Origin of the sequence: Stenotrophomonas sp. CCNWLW57 (assembly GCF_037203925.1) — a bacterium.
GTDB lineage: Bacteria > Pseudomonadota > Gammaproteobacteria > Xanthomonadales > Xanthomonadaceae > Stenotrophomonas > Stenotrophomonas rhizophila_A.
This window is the reverse complement of the sequence record NZ_JBBCBJ010000003.1, coordinates 222,311-241,802: the sequence shown is the minus strand read 5'-3', so window position 1 is coordinate 241,802 and position 19,492 is coordinate 222,311. Positions and strand designations below refer to the sequence as shown.

Here is a 19,492-nt window from a genome sequence, read left to right as displayed (position 1 = left end):
ATAGGGACCACTATCGTCGCGTTAGGGACATCACGCATGATGGCGGCATGAGAATCCGCTACGCCGCGCTGTTGCTTGCCATCCTGATGACCCATGCCGAAGCGGGACCGCTGCTGGAACCCGGGATTTACCAGCTCTCGCCCGAGGCGCCCCAGGCAGAAACGGCGGCAGCGCCGGCCGCAGGCGAAATCCAGCAGGACCTTCTTGCCACCGCGATTCCCGACGCGGCGAAGGTGCGCTACGCCTTCGTGTCGCGCGATCCGGGCGAGGCGTTGAACAAGCTGGTATTCGTCACCGATGCGGTGTACCGCCACGACATCAACAGCGCCAACCGGCTGTGCCCGGCCTATGCCTTTCCCGATTGGAACGAACGTTCCGAGGCGCAGCCCTTCTGCCGCACCAACATTGGCAGCGCGGACAGCGAAGCGGCGCTGGCCTGGACCGAACGCGCCTTCACGCTGCGCTGGGCGGACCAGAAAACGCTGATCCGTACCGAGCAGGTTCCCGGCAGCCGCAAGCCCACCCCGGATGAGATCGGCGCCTGTGCGGTGGGCGGCGTGTGTGCGCCCGACGCTTACGGCAGGTCTGTGCACCACTACCAGGTAACCCACTATCGCGACGGGTTCTTCCTGCAGGCGCCACGACCCTACATCGACGTGTTCGCGGCGACCATGGACACCCCGGTCTACCGAAGCGCCGGGGACGGTACGGCATCCGGCACGCTTGCCGCGGGGCGCTATGCCGGTGTGCTCAGCAGGGGCGCTGAGTGGATCGCCATTGAAGAAGTGGCGGCAGACGGCGCGGCGACGCCCGGCTGGATCCGTCGGGATGATCTTGCCGCCGGCGATATGCGGATTCCCCAGCAGGCAACCACCGACCACCTGCGTTTCGTGCTGGTCGTTGCGCCCGCCGACGACGATCAAGCGGTGCTGCAGGCCATCGACATCCTGGACGCCACGACCGGCCAGCGCCGGCAGATCCTGCGCGACATCGATGCCGAGCCGCTGAGCGCCGGCCCGGACGTGGTGCAGCTGGTGGACGCCAACTTCGACGGCTGGCCCGACCTGAGCGTACCCGGATACGCCGGGGGTGCAGGCCCGAATGCCACGCGGAACCTGTACCTGTTCGACCCGGTGGCCCAGGCCTTCGTGTTCGAGCCAACGCTGTCGAGCCTGCCACAGCTGGACATCGACCCCGCCACGCGCACCCTCATCTCCGCCTCGCGCGGCGGCTGCTGCTCGCACGCCACCGAAACCTACCGTTATGTGGACGGCCAGCTGCAGCAGGTGGCCAGCTGGGAGGAATCGCTGTCGCCCGATGGCGAGCACCTGCAGACGACGGAGGGCACTCTGCGCAACGGAACGATGAAGTACCGCACCCGCACGCGGAAGCTGCCCGCCGACTGGCGCTGAGCACATCAACCGCCCGTCACGCAGGCGGTGGCAGGATACCGGTTGCATTCCCCTCAGGAGACAGCCGTGTCCACAACCGCCGTCGTGACCCGCCACTGGGTCATCCATCCATTCCATGCCGCCGTGCTCGGCGGCGTGCTGCCGCTGTTCCTCGGCGCGCTGCTGGCCGATTACGCGTACTGGAACACCTACGAAATCCAGTGGAGCAACTTCGCCTCCTGGCTGCTGGTCGGGGCGATGGTCATGACCACGTTGGCGCTGTTGTGCGGCCTGGTGGGCCTGGTGCGCGGCAGCCGTAACGGCTTCTACGTCATCGTGCTGGCGGCCACCTGGATCGTGGGCTTCATCAACTCGCTGCACCACGCACGCGATGCCTGGGCGATCATGCCGGCCGCGCTGCTGTGGTCGGTGATCGTCACGGTGCTGGCGTTGATCGCCACCTGGCTGGGCTTCGCCAGCGTCCGTGTGCGCGTGGGAGGTGTCCTGTGAACCGCGCCCCGAAGGTATTCGCACTTTCCGTACTCACCGTGGCCCTGGCCGCCTGCAGTGGCAAGGCGCCGGAGCTGCAGCAGCTGGGTGCCAACCCGGAACTGCCCAAGCCCCATCGCGGCGTGATGCCGGACATGACCATTGCCCAGCCGACCGCGTGGGGCGATACCGTTCCCACCGTGCCGGCCGGTTTCAAGGTCTCGGCGATCGCCACCGACCTGGCCATTCCGCGCCAGACCCTGGTGCTGCCCAACGGCGACATCCTGGTGGCCGAAGGTCGGGGCGGCAGCGCGCCCAACCTCAAGCCGAAGGATGTGATTGCCGGCAAGATCAAGGCCAAGGGCAATACGCAGGTGAAGAGCGGCAACCGCCTGACACTGCTGCGGGATGCCGATGGCGACGGCGTGTATGAGCTGAAGACGGTGTTTGCCGACAAGCTCAATGCCCCGTACGGGCTGGCACTGGTGGGCAACGCCCTGTACGTGGCCAACCAGGATGCGCTGGTGCGCTTCGACTACACCGAAGGCCAGACCAAGGCCAGCGGTGCGCCGACCAAGGTGACCGACCTGCCGTCGGCCATCAACCACCATTGGACCAAGTCGCTGGCCGCCAGCGCCGATGGCAGCCACCTGTACGTGGGCATCGGCTCCAACAGCAACATCACCGAACGCGGCATGGCGGCGGAGATCGATCGCGCCCAGGTCTGGGAGATCGATGCGCAGACCGGTGCGCACCGCACCTACGCCAGCGGCATCCGCAATCCCACGGCACTGGCCGTACAGCCCGGCACCGGCACGTTGTGGGCGGTGGTCAACGAACGTGACGAAATCGGGCCGAACCTGGTGCCGGATTACCTTACTTCGGTGCGCGACGGCGGCTTCTATGGCTGGCCCTACAGCTACTGGGGCAAGCACGTGGACCGCCGGGTGATGCCGCAGAACCCGGAGAAGGTGGCATCCGCGCTGACCCCGGACTTCGCGCTGGGCTCGCACGTGGCCGCGCTGGGCGTGGCGTTCGCCAACCCGGCGGTGGGCGGCAACTTCACCGACGGCGTCTTCGTCGGCCAGCACGGCAGCTGGAACCGCAATCCACCGGTCGGCTACAAGGTGGTGTTCGTGCCGTTCCGTGATGGCAAGCCCGCCGGAGAAGCGATCGATTTCGCCACCGGCTTCCGCGGCGATGACGGCAAGACCCGCGGCCGGCCGGTGGGCGTCAGCGTCGATCCGCGCGGCGCGGTGATCGTGGCTGATGACCTGGCCAACACCATCTGGCGGATCACGCCGACCGCAGCTCCCGCCACGCCAGCGGCACCGCCTTCGGCAACTCCGTCGACGCCGCCGGCAACCCCATCGGCGCCTTCGGCCCCGTAGCGCCAGGCCCTGCCTGGTTGCTTTGCGCCTGCGGCCCAACGCCGCAGGCGCAGACGTTCACTCCACCCAGCGCACGGCCTTCAAGGCAGCCGCAAGCTTGTCCCGCGCATCCTCAGTGCTGAACGGCGGTGTACGCGGCGGGTCGTACACCTCCGGCCGGGTACCGGCTACTACCAGATCAATCGCATAGCACCGCGCGTGCTGCACTGCGCGGTAGCTGTCGGCCGATACGTAGTGACTCATCGCTGCGTCGCCCACCGGGAAGTGGGTGAAGCTCACGCCGCCTATGTCCACGGTGTCGGCTGGCCCCGTAGCTTCTGCGGGAGGCGTCAGGCAGTCGGCGACGGCACCGGCGTCGTCGCTGCGTCCGACGCGAAGCTCGGCAGCCGTTACCTCGTTGGACCCGTCCAACACCAAGGCCGCCAGTGGCGAACCGGTGCTGCCCGAGGCATCGAACAGCTTCCAGCCATCCAGCGTCAGGTAGCTGCGGGTGAAATCCCTGCGCAGCTCCATGCCAGGAACTGCAGCCAGCGCGATGCCGGGCGGCGTTTCACTGAAGGCATCGGCAGGCGGTGACGATGTTGCACGCGCCTCGTGGGTGACTGCCGCCTTCGCCGCACCCGGATCCCCGCCGCTAGGTTGTGGCGGTCCCTCCGCGTCGGGCGAAGGCGTACAGGCGGTAGACGCCAGCACGGCGGCCAGCAGCAGCGGACGAGAGGACAGGATGGGCATCGGAAGCGGCACCAGGGAAGGGAAACCCAAGCATGCGCCCGCCCAGGTTGCGCGGAGTGAAGCAGGCAGAAGCCTGGGTGCGATGGCCCCGTGAGCGGACTCTTGACGCGCACGCAGCGCAATGCCGGGAATACTGGCGACTCCCTCCTGCTGGAGCACGCCATGGCCCGTCGCAGGCGCCTCCGGATTGCCACCTTCAACGTCAACGGAATCAAGACGCGGCTTCCGCACCTGTTGGCGTGGCTGGAGAAAGAGAAACCCGACATCGTGGCGCTGCAGGAGCTCAAGGCCAGCCAGGATGCGTTTCCTGAAACCGAGATCCGTGACGCAGGCTACGGCTGCCTGTGGCAGGGGCAACGTGCCTGGAACGGCGTGGCGCTGCTGGCGCGTGGGCAGGACCCGATCGAAAGCCGGCGTGGGCTTCCAGGCGATCGCACCGATGACCAGAGCCGCTACCTGGAGGCGGCGGCGCACGGCGTGCTGGTGGGAGGGCTGTACCTGCCCAACGGCAATCCGCAGCCCGGGCCCAAGTTCGATTACAAGCTGAAGTGGATGCAGCGGCTGCACAAGCACGCGCTGGGACTGGTCGGCCTGCCGCATCCGGTCGCGTTGATCGGCGACTTCAACGTGGTCCCGACCGACGCGGACATCTACGATCCCAAGTCGTGGCGGCGGGATGCGCTGTTGCAGCCGGAGGCGCGCGAGGCCTACGCCGATCTGCTGGCACAGGGCTGGACCGACAGTCTCCGCCATGTCTACGGCGAGCAGACGATCTACACGTTCTGGGATTATTTCCGCCAGCACTACGAGCGCGACCGCGGGCTTCGCATCGACCACCTGCTGCTCAACCCCATTCTTGCCGAGGGACTGAAGGACGCCGGTGTGGACCGCTGGGTTCGTGGTCTGGAGAAAGCGAGTGACCACGCGCCGACCTGGATCGAGGCGCTCGCGCCGCAATGATTGCAACGGAGGCGTGACAGTACGCGGCCGAGAATGAAGGATTCAGGCGGGCGGCTGCAGGCGCGAAGGTCATGATGCGAACGCATCTGCTCATGCCGTAAAAGCATCGACAGCCTGCGACAAGCGCTGCATTGCAGGCACCTTGCGCCTGCGAAGCGTGGCGGGGTCACGATGTTGTCGCATCAAGTTCACGCGGTGTTTATTCCGCACACAGGTAGATTCCAACCAAGGTTCGCGCGCGACGTTTCCGGCGCCGCAGAAACCCCCGCCCTTGGCGCAATGCCGAGGGCACCCCCACCGCGGTACCACCTTCGAGATTCCCCCCATGTCGCATCTGCGTCAGATCGCTGTTCCCGTGGCTTTGCCCGTTCCCGCTGGCGACGAAGGCGGCACCCGCGTTCGCCGCACGCCCCGGCTTCGCGCCGTGGAGACCACCCCGCCGCCGCTCGGTCGTGTCGATCCGGCTCGGCGCGTCCTGTTCGTCACCTCCGAGATGGCGGACTACGTCAAGGCCGGCGGGCTGGGCGACGTTGCCGCGGCGCTGCCACGTGCGCTGCGCACCCGGTCCGATGTGCGGGTGCTGATCCCGGGCTACGACGAAGTCATCGCCGGTGCGCCGGACCTGCGGTTGGTGGGCCGCGTGCCGGCACGGGCTGGGATTCCCGCCTGCGACATCGGTGAGACGCTTGCGGGTGGCGTGCCGGTGCTGGTGCTGGTGTGCCCCGGGCTGTTCCAGCGGGGTGGCAGTCCATACGTGGATGGCAGCGGGCAGGACTGGAGCGACAACGCAGTGCGCTTTGCCGCGCTCTCGCGCGCCGCGGCGGTGATCGCCTGCGGCAATGCCGGCATGGAATGGCAGCCGGAACTGCTGCACCTGAATGATTGGCCGTGCGCACTGGCCGCCGCCTATCTGCGCTGGTACGGCTCGGACGTGCCCGCGCTGCTGACCGTCCACAACTTGGCCTACCAAGGGTTGTTCCCGCTTGAAGACGCCGCCGTGCTGGGCGTTTCGCCCGAGCAGGCCGAGAGCATCACCTTCCATGGCCGGCTGTCGTTCCTGCAGGCGGGCATCGTGCATGCCGACCATGTGAACACGGTCAGCGTGAGCTACGCGCGCCAGATCACCGGCCCCGAACAGGGCTGTGGGCTGGACGCGCTGCTGTCCCGCCACGCGGCGAGCGGTCGCTTGAGCGGCATCGTCAACGGCATCGACAGCAGCTGGGACCCGCGCACCGACCTGCACCTGAGCGAACACTTCGACCTGCACCGCTGGGAAGGCCGGGTCGCCAACAAGCGGCGCGTGCAGCGTGCGCTGGGGCTGCCGCACAGCGACGGGCCGCTGTTCGCGGTGGTCTCGCGCCTGGTCCACCAGAAGGGCCTGGACCTGAGCTGCGCGGTGGCGCACCAGATCGCCGCCGCCGGGGGCCAGTTGGCCATCATCGGCGGCGGTGAACCGCGCATCGAAGCGGAAGTGGCCGCGCTGTCCCGGCGGTTCCCCTCCAGCGTGGGCGTGTATCCCGGGTTCGACGAAGGCCTGGCCCGCAAGATGTTCGCCGGGGCCGATTTCCTGCTCATGCCCTCCCGCTTCGAGCCGTGCGGGCTGAGCCAGATGTATGCGCAGCGGTTCGGCTGCCTGCCGATCGCGCACGCCACCGGCGGCTTGATCGACACGGTGGAGGACGGTGTGACCGGCCTGCTGTTCAACTCGGCCGACGCCGACTCGCTGCGCCGCTGCGTGCAGCGTGCGTTCCGCACCTACCGCATCCCCGGGCTGCTGTCGGCCATGCGCCGCGCGGCCATGCTGCGGCCGAGCAGCTGGGACCTGGCCGGTACGGAGTACCTGAGGCTGTATGAGCGTGTACTGGATGCGCGCGTGCCGGAGCTGCAGGCATGAGCGAGCACGCCTTCGTTGCGCGCGACGCCAGCTTCGCATCCGATCCGACCGAATCACCCGGCACGACGGACGACACCGCGCTCAACCCGGCGCAGCTCGACGCACTGCGCAGCGGCGACCCGGACGCCGCCCGTCGGCTGCTGGGCGCGGTGGCCACCGGAAACGGCGGGGTGCGCTTCGCCGTGTGGGCGCCCAATGCCAGCCGGGTGGCCGTGGTAGGCGATTTCAACGGCTGGGACGCGGAGCGGCACCCGCTGCGCCAGCATCCCGAGGCGGGGGTCTGGGAAGGGTTCGTGCCGCGCGTGGCGGCCGGTGCCCGCTACAAGTTCGCGGTCACTTCCGGTGACGGAAGCTCCGTGGCGTTCAAGGCCGACCCGATGGCACGTGCCTGCGAACTGCCGCCCGACACCGCCTCCCGCGTTGCCGGTCCGGCGACGCACGCCTGGCAGGATGGCGCGTGGATGGCCGCACGCGGCGTGGCCGGGGGCCAGGCCATTTCAGTCTATGAAGTGCACGCGGGTTCCTGGCGCCGCGATGCGGACGGCCAGCCGCTCGGCTGGTCGGCATTGGGCGATGCGCTGATCCCGTACGTGAAGGCTCTGGGTTTCACCCACATCGAGCTGCTGCCGGTCAGCGAGCATCCCTTCGGCGGGTCCTGGGGCTACCAGCCGCTGGGCCTGTTCGCGCCGACCGCGCGCCACGGCGGCCCGGAAGACTTCGCGGCATTCGTCGACCGCTGCCACGTCGCGGGGTTGGGCGTGATCGTCGACTGGGTGGGAGCGCACTTCCCGAGCGACGCACACGGCATGCAGCGCTTCGACGGTACTGCCCTGTACGAGCACGAAGACCCGCGGCTGGGCCTGCATCCGGACTGGAACACGCTGATCTACAACTACGGGCGCACCGAAGTGGCCGCGTTCCTGATCGGCAGCGCGTTGGAGTGGATCGAACGCTTCCACATCGACGGGCTGCGCGTGGATGCGGTCGCCTCGATGCTGTATCGGGACTACAGCCGCGCCGAAGGCGAATGGCTGCCGAACGTCAACGGCGGTCGCGAAAACCTGGAGGCGGTCGCCTTCCTGCGCCAGTTCAATGAGGCGATCCGGACGCGCTTCCCGGAGGTGCTGGTCATGGCCGAGGAATCCACCGCGTGGCCGGGCGTTACCGCACCGGCCAACGCGAACGGCCTGGGGTTCACCCACAAATGGAACATGGGCTGGATGCACGACACCCTCGCGTACCTGCGCCGCGATCCGATCCACCGTGGCCACCACCACGGCGAAATGACGTTCAGCGCCATCTACGCCTTCAGCGAGCGCTTCATCCTGCCGCTGTCGCACGACGAAGTGGTGCACGGCAAAGGCTCGCTGCTGGCGAAGATGCCGGGCGAGCGTGCGCAGCAGTTCGCCAACCTGCGGGCCTGTTATGGGTTCATGTGGGCGCACCCGGGCAGCAAACTGCTGTTCATGGGCGGCGAGTTCGCCCAGCCGGCGGAATGGAACCACGACGCCGCCCTCGATTGGGACAGCGCGGCGCAGCACGAACATGCCGGCGTCGCCCGGCTGGTCGGCGACCTCAACCGCTTGCTGCAGCAGGAACCGAGCCTGCGCCTGGCCAACGATGACGATGCCGGATTCGAGTGGAGCGTCAGCGATGACCACCAGAACAGCGTGCTTGCGTTCGTGCGCCACCCGCCGCGCGGCGAAGGCCGGGCGACGCTGGTGGTCTGCAACTTCACCCCGGTGGCGCGGCATGGCTACCTGCTGGGAGTGCCGTCCGCCGGCGACTGGGTGGAGATCCTCAACACCGACAGCGCGTTCTATGGCGGCAGCAACCTGGGCAATGAAGGTCGCGTGGCGACCATCGCGCAGTCGATGCACGGCCACGCGCAGTCGCTGCCGTTGACCCTGCCGCCGCTGTCGGTGCTTTACCTGCAGGCCAGGGAATGAGTGCAGCGCAGGTGCGGTGGGGAGCCTGGCAGCATACGGACGGCGGTTGGCGTTTCGCACTGTGGGCACCGGCGGCCACGTCGGTGGATCTGCTGCTGGAAGACCAGGTGCTGCCCATGGAGGGCAGCGACGACGGCTGGTTCGCGCTGACGGCGCCGGGTGCGCCCGGCATGCGCTACCGCTACCGCATCGATGGCGGCGACGCGGTGCCCGACCCCGCCTCGCGTCAGCAGCCTGATGGTCTGTTCGGACCCAGCGCGCTGGTGGCCGACGACTTCGACTGGCAGCATCCGGACCGGTCCGGCCGGCCGTGGCACGAGGCGGTGATCTACGAGGTGCACGTAGGCGCCGCCGGCGGGTCGTTCAACGCGGTGCGCGATCAGCTGCCGAAACTGGCCGACCTCGGGTTCACCGCGATCGAGCTGATGCCGGTGGCCACCTTTCCGGGTGGGCGCAACTGGGGCTACGACGGCGTGCTGCAGTATGCGCCTGCGCCCGCCTACGGCACGCCTGACGAGCTCAAGGCACTGGTAGATGCCGCCCATGGCCTGGGGATGATGGTGCTGCTTGACGTGGTGTACAACCACTTCGGGCCGGACGGCAATCCGCTGCCGGCCCTGGCGCCGACGTTCTTCCGCAGCGACCTGTGCACCCCGTGGGGCAATGCGGTCGATTTCCGCCGCCCCGAGGTGCAGTGCTACTTCATCGACAACGCGGTGATGTGGATGCGCGATTACCGGTTCGATGGCGTCCGCCTCGACGCGGTGCACGCCATCCACCCGTTGGCGTTCCTGAACCTGCTGCGTGACCGGGTGCGCGCGGCGCTGCCCGGCCGCGAGGTGCTGCTGGTGCTGGAGAACGAGAACAACCAGTCGGCGTTGCTGGCCAGCGGGTTCACCGCGCAGTGGAATGACGACTTCCACAACGCCCTGCACGTGCTGCTGACCGGGGAGCATGAAGGCTACTACGGCGACTATGTTGACGACCCCTCCGGCCGCCTGCGCCGGGTGCTGGCCGAAGGCTTTGCCTGGCAGGGCGAGACCACCCGCCGCGGGCGGGCGCGGGGCGAACCCAGCGCGGCCATTCCGCCGCAGCAGTTCGTGGTGTTCTGCCAGAACCACGACCAGACCGGCAACCGTGCGCAGGGCGAGCGCCTGCTGCAGCTGGTGGGGCCGCGCCGGACCGCGTTGGCGATGGCATTGACCGCGTTGACGCCGATGATTCCGATGTTCTTCATGGGTGAGCCCTGGGGCGCGCGCTCACCGTTCCTGTATTTCACCGACCACCGCACGCCGCTGGACGAGCAGGTGCGCGAGGGCCGCCGCGCCGAATTCGCGCACTTCAGCAGCTTCAAGGATGAGCACCGACGTGCGCTGATTCCGGATCCGAATGCGCCGACCACGCTGGCCCTGTCCCGTGCCCCGTGGCCGACGGAAGACGATCCCGACGCCGCGGCCTGGCTGACCTGGTTCCGGGACCTGCTCAAGGTGCGCGCGGCCTGGCTCGGCCCCGCCGCCAGTGCGCAGTCGCTGGGTGCCGATGTGCTGGCGCCGGGCGTGCTGCGCGCTGGCTGGCAGCTGCCCGGAGCGCAGTGGTGGATCGCGTTCAATGCCAGCGATGCCACCGTGCCGGTGACGTTGCCGGCCGGGCGCGAAGTATTCCGGCTCGGCCCACCGGCCCGTGAGGACGGACTGGCGCCCGACAGCCTGTACGCCGTGGTGGTGGCTGCAGCATGAGCACGCAACCGGGATTGGGCGCATTGGCGGAGGCGGTCGGCCTCGCCGTTGACTGGGTGGATATCGCCGGGCGTCCGCAACGCGTGGATGACGCGGTACTTGGCGCGATCCTCGACGCCCTGGAGATTCCCAACGCCACGCCCGCGCAGCGTCGCGAGGCGCTGTCCGCGTTGGGGTCGCGCCGCCAGGTCCCGCTGCTGCGCACTGCCGTGGTCGGGACGCCGGTGGATGCCGGCGCCGCAGATGCGCCCTGCGTGTGGGAAGACGAGGACGGCACCCGGGAGGACGGCCACACCAACGCGGCGGGGCAGGCGATGGCGCCGGCACGTCCGGGCTACTGGACCCTGGCCTGTGGCGCACACACGCAGCGTGTTGCGGTGGCGCCGCTGCGGTGCTTCGGGGTCCACGATGCGGTGAGCCGCGCGCATCCGTGGGGCCTGGTCCTGCAACCGTATGCGGCCCGTGGCCCACACGATGGCGGCACCGGAGATACCGCAGCCTGCGCGGCGTGGGCGCGGCAGGCGGGCGCGGCCGGCGCGGATGCGCTGGCACTCGGGCCGGTGCACGCCGGCGGCGGCATGGACGCAGACTACAGTCCCTATTTCCCGGGCGACCGGCGCTTCCTGGAGGCGGTGTACGCCGCACCGGTGGAGCAGTTCGGTGATGCGGCGCTGCAGGTGCTGGAGCGCGACGCCGCGCTGCGCGAGCAGCTCGCCGAACTGCGCGCCGCACCCCTGATCGATTGGCCGGCGGCGGCGATGGCCAAATGGGCATGGCTGGGTGCGGTGCGCGGTGCGGTGAAAGATGACGCAGATGCGACCAGCGACCTGCAGCGTTTCGTCAGCGACGGTGGCCCGGCGCTGGCGCGGCATGTGGCGTTCATGCATCCGCGCCTGGGACTGCCGTCGTCGCTGTACCTGTTCGGACAATGGATGGTGAGCCGCGGCTGGCAGCGTGCACAGGCGCAGGCGCGCGCGAGCGGCATGGGGCTGGGCCTGATTGCCGACCTCGCAGTGGGCTTCGATCCCGCCGGCGCTGAAGCCGACGCCGCCGGCAGCGCACTGCTGCGCGGGCTGGTGCTCGGTGCGCCGCCTGATAGATTCTGCGCTGCGGGCCAGGTCTGGGGCGTAACCAGCTATTCGCCGCACGGGCTGGCCGAACAGGGCTTCGCACCGTTCATCGCGCTGCTGCGTGCGGTGATGGGCGACCGTGGCGGGATCCGGATCGACCACATCCTCGGCTGGCAGCGGTTGTGGGTGGTGCCCGATGGCGCCGGGGCAGGACAGGGCGCCTACCTGAGGTATCCGCTGCAGGACCTGCTCAACATCGCCGCGATCGAGTCGTGGCGCAGCCGCTGCATCGTGATCGGCGAGGATCTCGGCGTGGTGCCTCCGGGCATCCGCCAGACACTGGCCGCACGCGGCGTGCTGGGCATGGATGTGCTGCCGTTCGCCCGCGATGAAAACGGCGGATTCATGTCGCCCCGGGCATGGCGCGCGGATGCCGTGGCGATGACCGGCACCCACGACCTGCCGACCCTGGTCGGCTGGCGACGGGGGCTGGATCTTGGCTGGCGGCACCGGCTCGGCGAGCTGGACGAGGAGGGACTGCGGCAACAGGCCGCCGAGCGCAGCGCCGATGTCGCGCGCCTCGATGAAGCCATGAAAGGGCGTGCCCTGGATGAGATATCCGGCCGCCGCGCGGCACTGGAATACGTCGGCGCCAGTCCATCGGCGCTGGCGCTGCTGCCTGTGGAAGACGCGCTGGGCATGGCCGAGCAGGTCAACCTGCCGGGGACGGTAGGGGTCCACCCGAACTGGCGCCAGCGCCTGCCCACCGAAGGGGTCGAGCACACCTTGGAGGACGCCATGCAACGTTTCGCTTCCGCCCGCGCGCAGGTGCGCCCATGAGCCGGGTGCGCGCCACCGCGCGCCTGCAGCTGCATGCAGGATTCACCCTGGACGATGCCGCGCGCCAGGTGGAGTACTACGCCGCGCTGGGGATCAGCCACCTGTACCTGTCGCCGATCTGGCGCGCCGTGCCCGGGTCGACCCATGGCTACGATGTGGTGGACCCGACTGAGGTGAACCCCGAGCTGGGTGGCGAACGTGCCCTGCGGGGGCTTGCCGACCGGGCGCGGGCGAGTGGCATGGGGCTGGTGCTGGACATCGTGCCCAACCACATGGCCGCGCACGCGGACAACCGCTGGTGGTGGGACGTGCTTCAGCACGGCCGCGGCAGCCCGTATGCCCACTGGTTCGACATCAACTGGAAGGCGCCGCTGGCAGGCGGCGCGCTGCAGCTGCCGATCCTCGATCGACCGCTGGACGCGGCCATCGAGGATGGCGTGCTGCGCGTGGAGCAGGAGGCTGGCGTTGCGGTGCTGCGTCACCACGAGGCGCGGTTGCCGCTGGCGCCCGGCACGGTGCCCGATGCCGCCCCTGCCGATCTGCGCAGCGTCATCGAGGCCCAGGCCTACCGCCCGCTCTGGTGGCGGCTGGGCGACGACCGCTTGAACTACCGGCGCTTCTTCACCATTTCCAGCCTGGTCGCCCTGCAGGTGCACCACGACGCGGTGTTCGACACCGTGCACCGCCTCCCGCTGGCGTTCCTGGCCGAAGGGCTGGTGGACGGCCTGCGCGTGGACCACGTGGACGGCATTGCCGACCCGCAGGCCTACCTGCAGCGACTGCGCACCGCGATGGACAGCGCCTGCGCCACGCACGGCGTTGCGCCCCTGCTGTGGGTGGAAAAGATCCTCGCGCCGGACGAGGAACTGCCGGCGTCGTGGGCCTGCGACGGCACCACCGGCTACGATTTCATGGACCAGGTCTCGGCCTGGCTGCACGACGCGTCGGGCGAGGCGCCGCTGGCCCGGCAGTGGCAGCAGGCCACGGGGCGCACCACGTCGTTCGGCGAGGAAGAACGGCGGGCGCGCGATGAAATGCTGGCGCGTGGCCTGCGCAGCGAGTTCGACACACTGCTGCGGCACCTGCTGCGCATGGAGCGCGCCGCGTTGCCGGCCAGCGCCCGGTTCGGGCGTGCGCTGCTGTCGCGTGCGTTGACCGCGCTGCTGGTGCGGTTCCCGGTTTATCGGACGTATGCCACGCCAACCTGTTTCGACGAACCCGACCCGCGTCGCTGGGACGCGGTGCTGGACAGCGTGGCGCGCGAGGAACCGGCGGATACAGTGCTGGCGGCGGGCTGGATCGCCGCCTGCTTCCGCGACGACGCTGGCGATGCGCGCGCACGCGCCACGCTGCGGCGGCGCTTCCAGCAGCTCAGCGCGCCGCTCAACGCCAAGGCGGTGGAGGACCGCGCGTTCTACCGCTACGGCGTGCTGCTCTCGCGCAACGAGGTGGGCAGCCGTCCCGACCATTTCGCCCTGTCCACGCGTGCCCTGCATACGCGCACGCTGATGCGCGCCCACCACCACCCGCAGGCCATGCTGGCCACGGCCACCCACGACCACAAGCGCGGGGAAGACAGCCGTGCGCGGCTGGCGGTGCTGTCCGAGCAGCCGCAGTGGTGGGGCAGGCAGGTGCGCACCCTGGATCGTCGCGCCGCACGCGACGGGTTGGCGCTGCCACCGACGCCGGTGCGCCACATGCTGTGGCAGACCCTGCTCGGCGCGTGGCCGATGCAGGGCCTGCACGATCCGCGCAGATTCGCGGAAAGGGTCGTGCAGTGGCAGCTGAAGGCGTTGCGTGAGGCAGATCTGTTTTCCTCCTGGACAGACCCGGATACCGCCTTCGAGTCCCGCACGCAGGCCTTCATCGAACAGCTGCTGCTGCACCCGGCCACGGCCTCGCTGCGCGGCGTCCTGCAGCAGGCGGCCGAGCATGTCGGCGCCGCCGGCGCCCGCAACGCGCTGGCCCAGCTCACGCTGCGGCTGACCGCGCCGGGCGTGCCCGACCTGTACCAGGGCACCGAGGGCTGGGACCTGTCGCTGGTGGATCCGGACAATCGCCGCGACGTGGACTACGTGCAGCGCCGCGCCTGGCTGGACGATGCGCGCCGCTGGCCGCAGCTGCTGGCGCACTGGCAGGACGGCGCGGTCAAGGCGCGCCTGCTGCGGCGCGTGCTGGCCCTGCGACGCGAACAACCGGCGCTGTTTGCCGAAGGCACCTACCAACCCCTGCATGCGGACCGCGAGGTGGCGATGCTGGCCTTCCAGCGCGAACACGCCGGCCAGCGGCTGCTGGTGGCGGTGGCGCACCACACTGCGGCGCAGCCTGCCCGGCATGGCGCCGCGCTGTCCGCTTCGCATTGGGGCGGGGCAACCCTGACGGTCCCGCCAGGGCATTACCGCAACCTCCTGACCGGCGCCGCGCTGGTCAGTGATGGCACTCCCCTGCGCCTGCGGCAGCTGTTCGACGGCAGCCCGGTCGCGATTCATTCAACCTGCTGAGATACGACGATGGACGAGCAACAGAAAGCCGAACGCACCCGGGAACTGGCCCGGCAGATCTGGGAGGCGGAAGGCCGCCCGGAAGGACAGTCGGCACGTCATTGGCAGATGGCCGAGCGGCTGGTCGCCGCCGATATCGAAGCGCTCCTGCACGACCAGGAGGTGCCGCGATGAGTACCGGCAACGGCGCAGGACATACCCGGGTCAGGGCAGGGCGACCGTACCCGCTGGGCGCCACCTGGGATGGGTTGGGCGTCAACTTCTCGCTGTACAGCCGGCACGCCACGCAGGTGGAGCTGTGCCTGTTCAACGAACGCGGGCGCGAGGTAGAGCGGATCCGCCTGCCCGAGTACACCGACGAGATCTGGCACGGCTACCTGCCCGACGCGCGGCCCGGCCAGCGCTATGGCTACCGCGTGCACGGGCCGTACGCGCCGGAGGCTGGCCACCGCTTCAACCCCAACAAGCTGGTCATGGACCCGTACGCCAAGCAGCTGGTCGGGCAGATCAAATGGGCGCCGCACCTGTTCGGCTACACCCTTGGCCACAAGGACAAGGACCTGAGCTTCGACCGGCGCGACAGCGCGGCCTATGTGCCGCGCTGCGTGGTGGTCGACCCGGCGTTCACCTGGGGCGCCGACCGCAGCCCGGCCACGCCGTGGGACCGGACGGTCATCTATGAGGCGCACCTGCGCGGGTTGTCGATGCAGCACCCGGCCGTGCCCGAGGCCATGCGCGGCACCTTCTCGGCGCTGCGTTCCGACGCGCTGTCCGACCACCTGCGCCAGCTGGGCGTGACCGCGCTGGAGCTGCTGCCGGTGCATGCGCACGTGGACGACCAGTACCTGGTCGAGCGCGGGTTGAAGAACTACTGGGGCTACAACACGCTGGGCTTCTTCGCGCCAGATCCGTCCTTCCTCTCCACCAGCACCATCGCCGAGTTCAAGCAGATGGTGGCCAGCCTGCATGACGCCGGACTGGAGTTGATCCTGGACGTGGTCTACAACCACACCGCCGAGGGCAACGAACTGGGTCCGACGCTGTCGTTCAAGGGCATCGACAACGCCAGCTACTACCGCCTCGCCGACGATCGCCGTTATTACATCAACGACACCGGCACCGGCAACACGTTCGACCTGACCAATGCCGGCGCACTGCGCATGGTGATGGACTCGCTGCGCTACTGGGTGCAGGACATGCACGTGGACGGCTTCCGCTTCGACCTGGCCACCATCCTCGGGCGCGAACGCGCCGGCTTCGATCCGTCCGGCAGCTTCCTCGACGCGGTGCGCCAGGACCCGGTGCTGAGCCAGGTGAAGCTGATCGCCGAACCCTGGGACATCGGGCCCGGCGGGTACCAGCTCGGCAACTTCGCGCCGGGCTGGGCCGAGTGGAACGACCGCTTCCGCGACAACCTGCGCGCGTTCTGGAAGGGCGACGAAGGCCAGCTCTCCGAGTTCGCCACGCGCCTGATGGGCTCGGCGGACCTGTTCGACCACAACGGGCGCCGGCCGTCGGCGTCGGTCAATTTCGTGACCGCGCACGACGGGTTCACCCTGCACGACCTGGTGAGCTACAACGACAAGCACAATCTGGAAAACGGCGAGGAAGGCCGCGACGGGACCGATCACAACATTTCCTGGAACCACGGCGCGGAGGGGGCGACCGACAACCCCGGCATCCTGGCGCTGCGTCGCCGGCAGATGCGCAACCTGCTGGCCAGCCTGCTGCTCGCGCAGGGCACGCCGATGCTGCTGGCCGGGGACGAGTTCGGCCGCACCCAGAACGGCAACAACAACGCGTACTGCCAGGACAACCCGATCAACTGGATCGACTGGGAGCGCGCGGCGAGCGAAGAAGGCCAGCAACAGTCGCTGTTCGTACGCCGCCTGCTGGCGTTGCGGCGACGCTACCCGCAGCTGCGTCGCAGCCGCTTCCTCGACGCCCGCGACGGCCACGGCACCGACGCCGCGCACTGGATCCGGCCGGACGGCCAGCCGATGCAGGAAGGCGACTGGCACGCACCGCAGCAGCGGGCCTTGATGCTGCAGCTGCCGGCGATGCCCGCTGATGGCGACGGCAACGGCAACGGGGTGGAGGGCATCCAGCTGTTGCTGCTGGTCAATGCCGCCGCAGAGCCGCAGGCCTTCGTGCCGCCGCCGTTGGACAACACGCCCTGGCGGCTGTTGATCACCTCCGTCGACGACGCGCCGGTGCAGGCCGACGAGCAGGGGCACTGGCACCTGCCGGACCGCGCCATCGCGTTGCTGGCCAGCCGGGGCAGCAATACGCACTGACCGCGTTGCCTCCCGCGTTCAGGGCTCGTCGGCGGGGAACATCCCGGGCGGGCGCGACAGCCACACCGGGCCTTCGCGGGCCCGGTCGTAGCCGACCTGGTAGAGCACGGTCATGCGCGCTGGATCGAAGCTGGCAGCGTCGGCCAGCGCAAGCCGCGAATCGATGGTGACCCAGGCAAAACGCGCACCGTCGCGCCGGGCGTAGGCGTACTCGCGGAACAGGTCGCCGATCATCCCGGCGCGGCCGGCAACGTCGATGGAACGGAAGGCTATGCCGCGCAGCGAACGCTCCGCCGGGTCCGACGCCGCGGCCAGCTGGCCGTTGTGGATCATGAAAGTATCGTAGGTGGCCGGCGCGCGTGACAGCCGGTTGTAAATCCGCTGCGGATCGATGATGCCCGCATGCAGGAAGATGTTGGCGGCGACGAACCCGTCCACGTGCATTTCGTCGTAGCGCTTGCCGAGCACGTCCACCTCGATCAGTACCGGCGGAAAGGCGATCGGGATCGAGGCCGACGCCAGCATCACCCGTCGGAACAGCCTCAGCGCCTCGGGCGATCCGCGCGTGGCGATCAGGCCCATGTTCCAGACCACGAACTGGCGCGAATCCAGGTCTGCCGTGCCCATGTAGAGACGACGCCCGGCGCGGTGTTCGGCGGCGATCCTGGCCAACAACGGCGCGTCGATGGCGCGTGCGATCAGTGCCTCCAGCGGCGCGGTGTTCGCCAGTGCATCGCGGCGAAGCAGCGCCATCAGCGGGTTTCCGGCCGCGAACACGTCGGCGTCGGAGGTGGTGGTGTAGAAGCGTCGCAGCGCCTGGTCGTAGTCCGGGCCGAGAAACGCGTAGGGCGCCATCAACGCACCGGTGGATACGCCGGTGACGATCTTGAAGGTGGGGCGGGTGCCGGTGGCGGTCCAACCGTTGAGAAAGCCCGCGCCGAAGGCACCATTGGCGCCCCCGCCGGACAGGGCCAGATGTGGGTAGTGGATGTGCCCGTCGGCGGCCACTGGAAACTGATCCGCGCGCTCATCGCGGATGGACTGCTCGAAGTCGAGCTCCATGTCGCGGTTCGGCCGGCCGGCCCAGGCACGCACGTCCGGCATGCCGGGTACCACGGCCCAGGCGATCTGGTCGGCGGGCACCGGGGTGCGGGGCAGGGTGGCGCAGCCGCCGAGCAGCAGGCACACCGCCAGGACAGCGGCCAGAAGCGGGAGTCGGCGGTAGGCATGGATCGCATCCATGCGCCCAGCGTGGCATCCACCCGGACCCGGTTCCACAGTAATTCCCGCAGCGTCTCTACAGATCCCAGGCGGGTGGGGTGCCGAATCCTTCCAGCAGGAACGCCGTCACCTCGCGCACCTTGCGCGACCGCAGCTTGTTCTCCGGTGACAGCAGCTGGATGTAGGAGGTCTCGGTCGCAACCGAGCCTTCCCACGCCCCGAGCAGCGGCACCAGTTGCTGCTTCGCAAAGCTTTCGCGGCGGTACAGCCAGCTGGGAAACAGCACCACGCCGTGCCCTTCGAGCGCAGCGGCGAGCAGCACTTCGGCGTTGTTGCTGCACAACGGCCCGCTGACGTTGATGCCTTCGAATGCCTGCGACGCTTCCTCTCGGAAGTACCAGCGCTGGGTGCCGAACTGGCCCTTGTAGAGCAGGCAACGGTGGTCCAGCAGGTCGGCGGGTACCTGCGGCGTGCCGTGCACGGCCAGGTAGGCCGGACTGGCGGCCACGATCTGCTGCTGGGCAGCGACGGTCCTGCCGATCAATCCCGAGTCCACCTGCGGCCCGATCCGCACCGTGATATCCACGCCTTCCTGCACCGGGTCGATGTACGCATCGGTGAGCTGCAGTTCCACATCCAGTGCCGGGTGCGCGGCCTGCAGCGCGTTGAGCAGTCGGGCCACGTGCAGCCGCCCGAAGGCTTCCGGCGCGTTGATCCGCAGCCGGCCACTCAACCCTCCGTCATCGCGCCCCAGGTCGTCCACGGCCGCATCCAGCAGCTCGATCGCCTCCCGCACCTGCTGGTGGAAGCGCTCGCCGTCCTCGGTGAGCCGCACCGCGCGGGTGCTGCGGTAGAACAGCTGGCGGCCCAGGTCTTTCTCCAGCGCGGCGATGAAGCGCGACACCGAGGAGGCCGGTACCCGGAAATGCCGGGCGGTGGCCAGGAAGCTGCTGGTACTGGCCACCATCAGGAAGTAGCGCAGGGCCTTGAGCTGCATGGGTTTGCTCCATAAATGCAATTT

At 69.1% G+C, this 19,492-nt stretch carries 13 protein-coding genes and 1 pseudogene; 11 read left to right on the top strand and 3 right to left on the bottom strand.

Annotation, left to right across the window (positions count from 1 at the left end; translation table 11 throughout):
* Window positions 1-47 precede the first annotated feature (47 nt).
* The 3 genes from V9K91_RS08965 to V9K91_RS08955 all read left to right on the top strand — a co-directional run bounded on the left by V9K91_RS08965 (window position 48) and on the right by V9K91_RS08955 (window position 3,271).
* The gene (locus V9K91_RS08965; RefSeq protein ID WP_336443082.1) at window positions 48-1,412 is read left to right on the top strand and encodes a hypothetical protein; all 1,365 of its coding nucleotides are present in this window, start codon (window positions 48-50) and stop codon (window positions 1,410-1,412) included.
* Between the two features lie 66 nt (window positions 1,413-1,478).
* Entirely contained in the window at window positions 1,479-1,901 is a 423-nt protein-coding gene (locus V9K91_RS08960) for a DUF2231 domain-containing protein (protein ID WP_249832568.1), read from the top strand.
* A complete protein-coding gene (locus V9K91_RS08955; protein WP_336443081.1) occupies window positions 1,898-3,271 on the top strand; it encodes a sorbosone dehydrogenase family protein in 1,374 nt (457 codons plus the stop codon). The genes V9K91_RS08960 and V9K91_RS08955 overlap by 4 nt, the downstream gene beginning before the upstream one ends.
* Before the next feature lie 57 nt (window positions 3,272-3,328).
* Here V9K91_RS08955 and V9K91_RS08950 read toward each other — a convergent pair whose 3' ends face one another.
* Window positions 3,329-4,003, bottom strand: a complete 675-nt coding sequence (locus V9K91_RS08950) for a hypothetical protein (RefSeq protein ID WP_141236259.1) — start codon at window positions 4,001-4,003, stop codon at window positions 3,329-3,331.
* A gap of 162 nt (window positions 4,004-4,165) precedes the next feature.
* Between V9K91_RS08950 and xth the strand changes: the two genes are divergently transcribed.
* The 8 genes and pseudogenes from xth to glgX all read left to right on the top strand — a co-directional run bounded on the left by xth (window position 4,166) and on the right by glgX (window position 17,250).
* The gene (xth, locus tag V9K91_RS08945) at window positions 4,166-4,963 is read left to right on the top strand and encodes an exodeoxyribonuclease III (RefSeq protein WP_336443198.1); all 798 of its coding nucleotides are present in this window, start codon (window positions 4,166-4,168) and stop codon (window positions 4,961-4,963) included.
* Window positions 4,964-5,288: 325 nt separating this feature from the next.
* The gene (glgA, locus tag V9K91_RS08940) at window positions 5,289-6,857 is read left to right on the top strand and encodes a glycogen synthase GlgA (RefSeq protein WP_336443080.1); all 1,569 of its coding nucleotides are present in this window, start codon (window positions 5,289-5,291) and stop codon (window positions 6,855-6,857) included.
* Window positions 6,858-6,937: 80 nt separating this feature from the next.
* Window positions 6,938-8,806, top strand: a pseudogene (gene glgB, locus V9K91_RS08935) (1,4-alpha-glucan branching protein GlgB); the annotation flags it as partial.
* Window positions 8,803-10,542, top strand: coding sequence for a malto-oligosyltrehalose trehalohydrolase (gene treZ / locus V9K91_RS08930; RefSeq protein ID WP_336443079.1), 1,740 nt, complete (start codon window positions 8,803-8,805; stop codon window positions 10,540-10,542). The pseudogene glgB and the gene treZ, both read left to right, overlap by 4 nt.
* Window positions 10,539-12,452 carry a 4-alpha-glucanotransferase gene (locus tag V9K91_RS08925; RefSeq protein WP_336443078.1) on the top strand — a complete coding sequence of 638 codons (1,914 nt, stop codon included), beginning with the start codon at window positions 10,539-10,541 and terminating at the stop codon, window positions 12,450-12,452. The genes treZ and V9K91_RS08925 overlap by 4 nt, the downstream gene beginning before the upstream one ends.
* Complete coding sequence (gene treY / locus V9K91_RS08920; protein ID WP_336443077.1) at window positions 12,449-14,953, top strand: malto-oligosyltrehalose synthase; 2,505 nt, start codon at window positions 12,449-12,451, stop codon at window positions 14,951-14,953. Before V9K91_RS08925 ends, treY begins: the two co-directional genes overlap by 4 nt.
* Window positions 14,954-14,962: 9 nt before the next feature.
* Window positions 14,963-15,127: a DUF2934 domain-containing protein gene (locus tag V9K91_RS08915; RefSeq protein ID WP_336443076.1), complete on the top strand. Its 165-nt coding sequence runs from the start codon at window positions 14,963-14,965 to the stop codon at window positions 15,125-15,127.
* Window positions 15,124-17,250 (top strand): glycogen debranching protein GlgX, encoded by a 2,127-nt coding sequence (glgX, locus tag V9K91_RS08910; protein WP_336443075.1) that lies wholly within the window; start codon window positions 15,124-15,126, stop codon window positions 17,248-17,250. The genes V9K91_RS08915 and glgX overlap by 4 nt, the downstream gene beginning before the upstream one ends.
* 18 nt (window positions 17,251-17,268) lie before the next feature.
* On the opposite strand, the gene V9K91_RS08905 is transcribed toward glgX, so the two are convergent.
* Both V9K91_RS08905 and V9K91_RS08900 read right to left on the bottom strand, forming a co-directional pair.
* Window positions 17,269-18,492 carry a patatin-like phospholipase family protein gene (locus V9K91_RS08905; protein WP_336443074.1) on the bottom strand — a complete coding sequence of 408 codons (1,224 nt, stop codon included), beginning with the start codon at window positions 18,490-18,492 and terminating at the stop codon, window positions 17,269-17,271.
* Window positions 18,493-18,547: 55 nt separating this feature from the next.
* A complete protein-coding gene (locus V9K91_RS08900) occupies window positions 18,548-19,468 on the bottom strand; it encodes a LysR family transcriptional regulator (RefSeq protein ID WP_336443073.1) in 921 nt (306 codons plus the stop codon).
* Between the last annotated feature and the right edge of the window lie 24 nt (window positions 19,469-19,492).

What these genes read in the sequence shown, in the direction of transcription:
- V9K91_RS08965 (WP_336443082.1), top strand. Translation starts at nt 48, where the DNA reads ATGAGAATCCGCTACGCCGCGCTGTTGCTTGCCATCCTGATGACCCAT.
- V9K91_RS08950 (WP_141236259.1), bottom strand. Translation starts at nt 4,003, where the DNA reads ATGCCCATCCTGTCCTCTCGTCCGCTGCTGCTGGCCGCCGTGCTGGCG.
- xth (WP_336443198.1), top strand. Translation starts at nt 4,166, where the DNA reads ATGGCCCGTCGCAGGCGCCTCCGGATTGCCACCTTCAACGTCAACGGA.
- glgA (WP_336443080.1), top strand. Translation starts at nt 5,289, where the DNA reads ATGTCGCATCTGCGTCAGATCGCTGTTCCCGTGGCTTTGCCCGTTCCC.
- treZ (WP_336443079.1), top strand. Translation starts at nt 8,803, where the DNA reads ATGAGTGCAGCGCAGGTGCGGTGGGGAGCCTGGCAGCATACGGACGGC.
- V9K91_RS08925 (WP_336443078.1), top strand. Translation starts at nt 10,539, where the DNA reads ATGAGCACGCAACCGGGATTGGGCGCATTGGCGGAGGCGGTCGGCCTC.
- treY (WP_336443077.1), top strand. Translation starts at nt 12,449, where the DNA reads ATGAGCCGGGTGCGCGCCACCGCGCGCCTGCAGCTGCATGCAGGATTC.
- V9K91_RS08915 (WP_336443076.1), top strand. Translation starts at nt 14,963, where the DNA reads ATGGACGAGCAACAGAAAGCCGAACGCACCCGGGAACTGGCCCGGCAG.
- glgX (WP_336443075.1), top strand. Translation starts at nt 15,124, where the DNA reads ATGAGTACCGGCAACGGCGCAGGACATACCCGGGTCAGGGCAGGGCGA.
- V9K91_RS08905 (WP_336443074.1), bottom strand. Translation starts at nt 18,492, where the DNA reads ATGGATGCGATCCATGCCTACCGCCGACTCCCGCTTCTGGCCGCTGTC.
- V9K91_RS08900 (WP_336443073.1), bottom strand. Translation starts at nt 19,468, where the DNA reads ATGCAGCTCAAGGCCCTGCGCTACTTCCTGATGGTGGCCAGTACCAGC.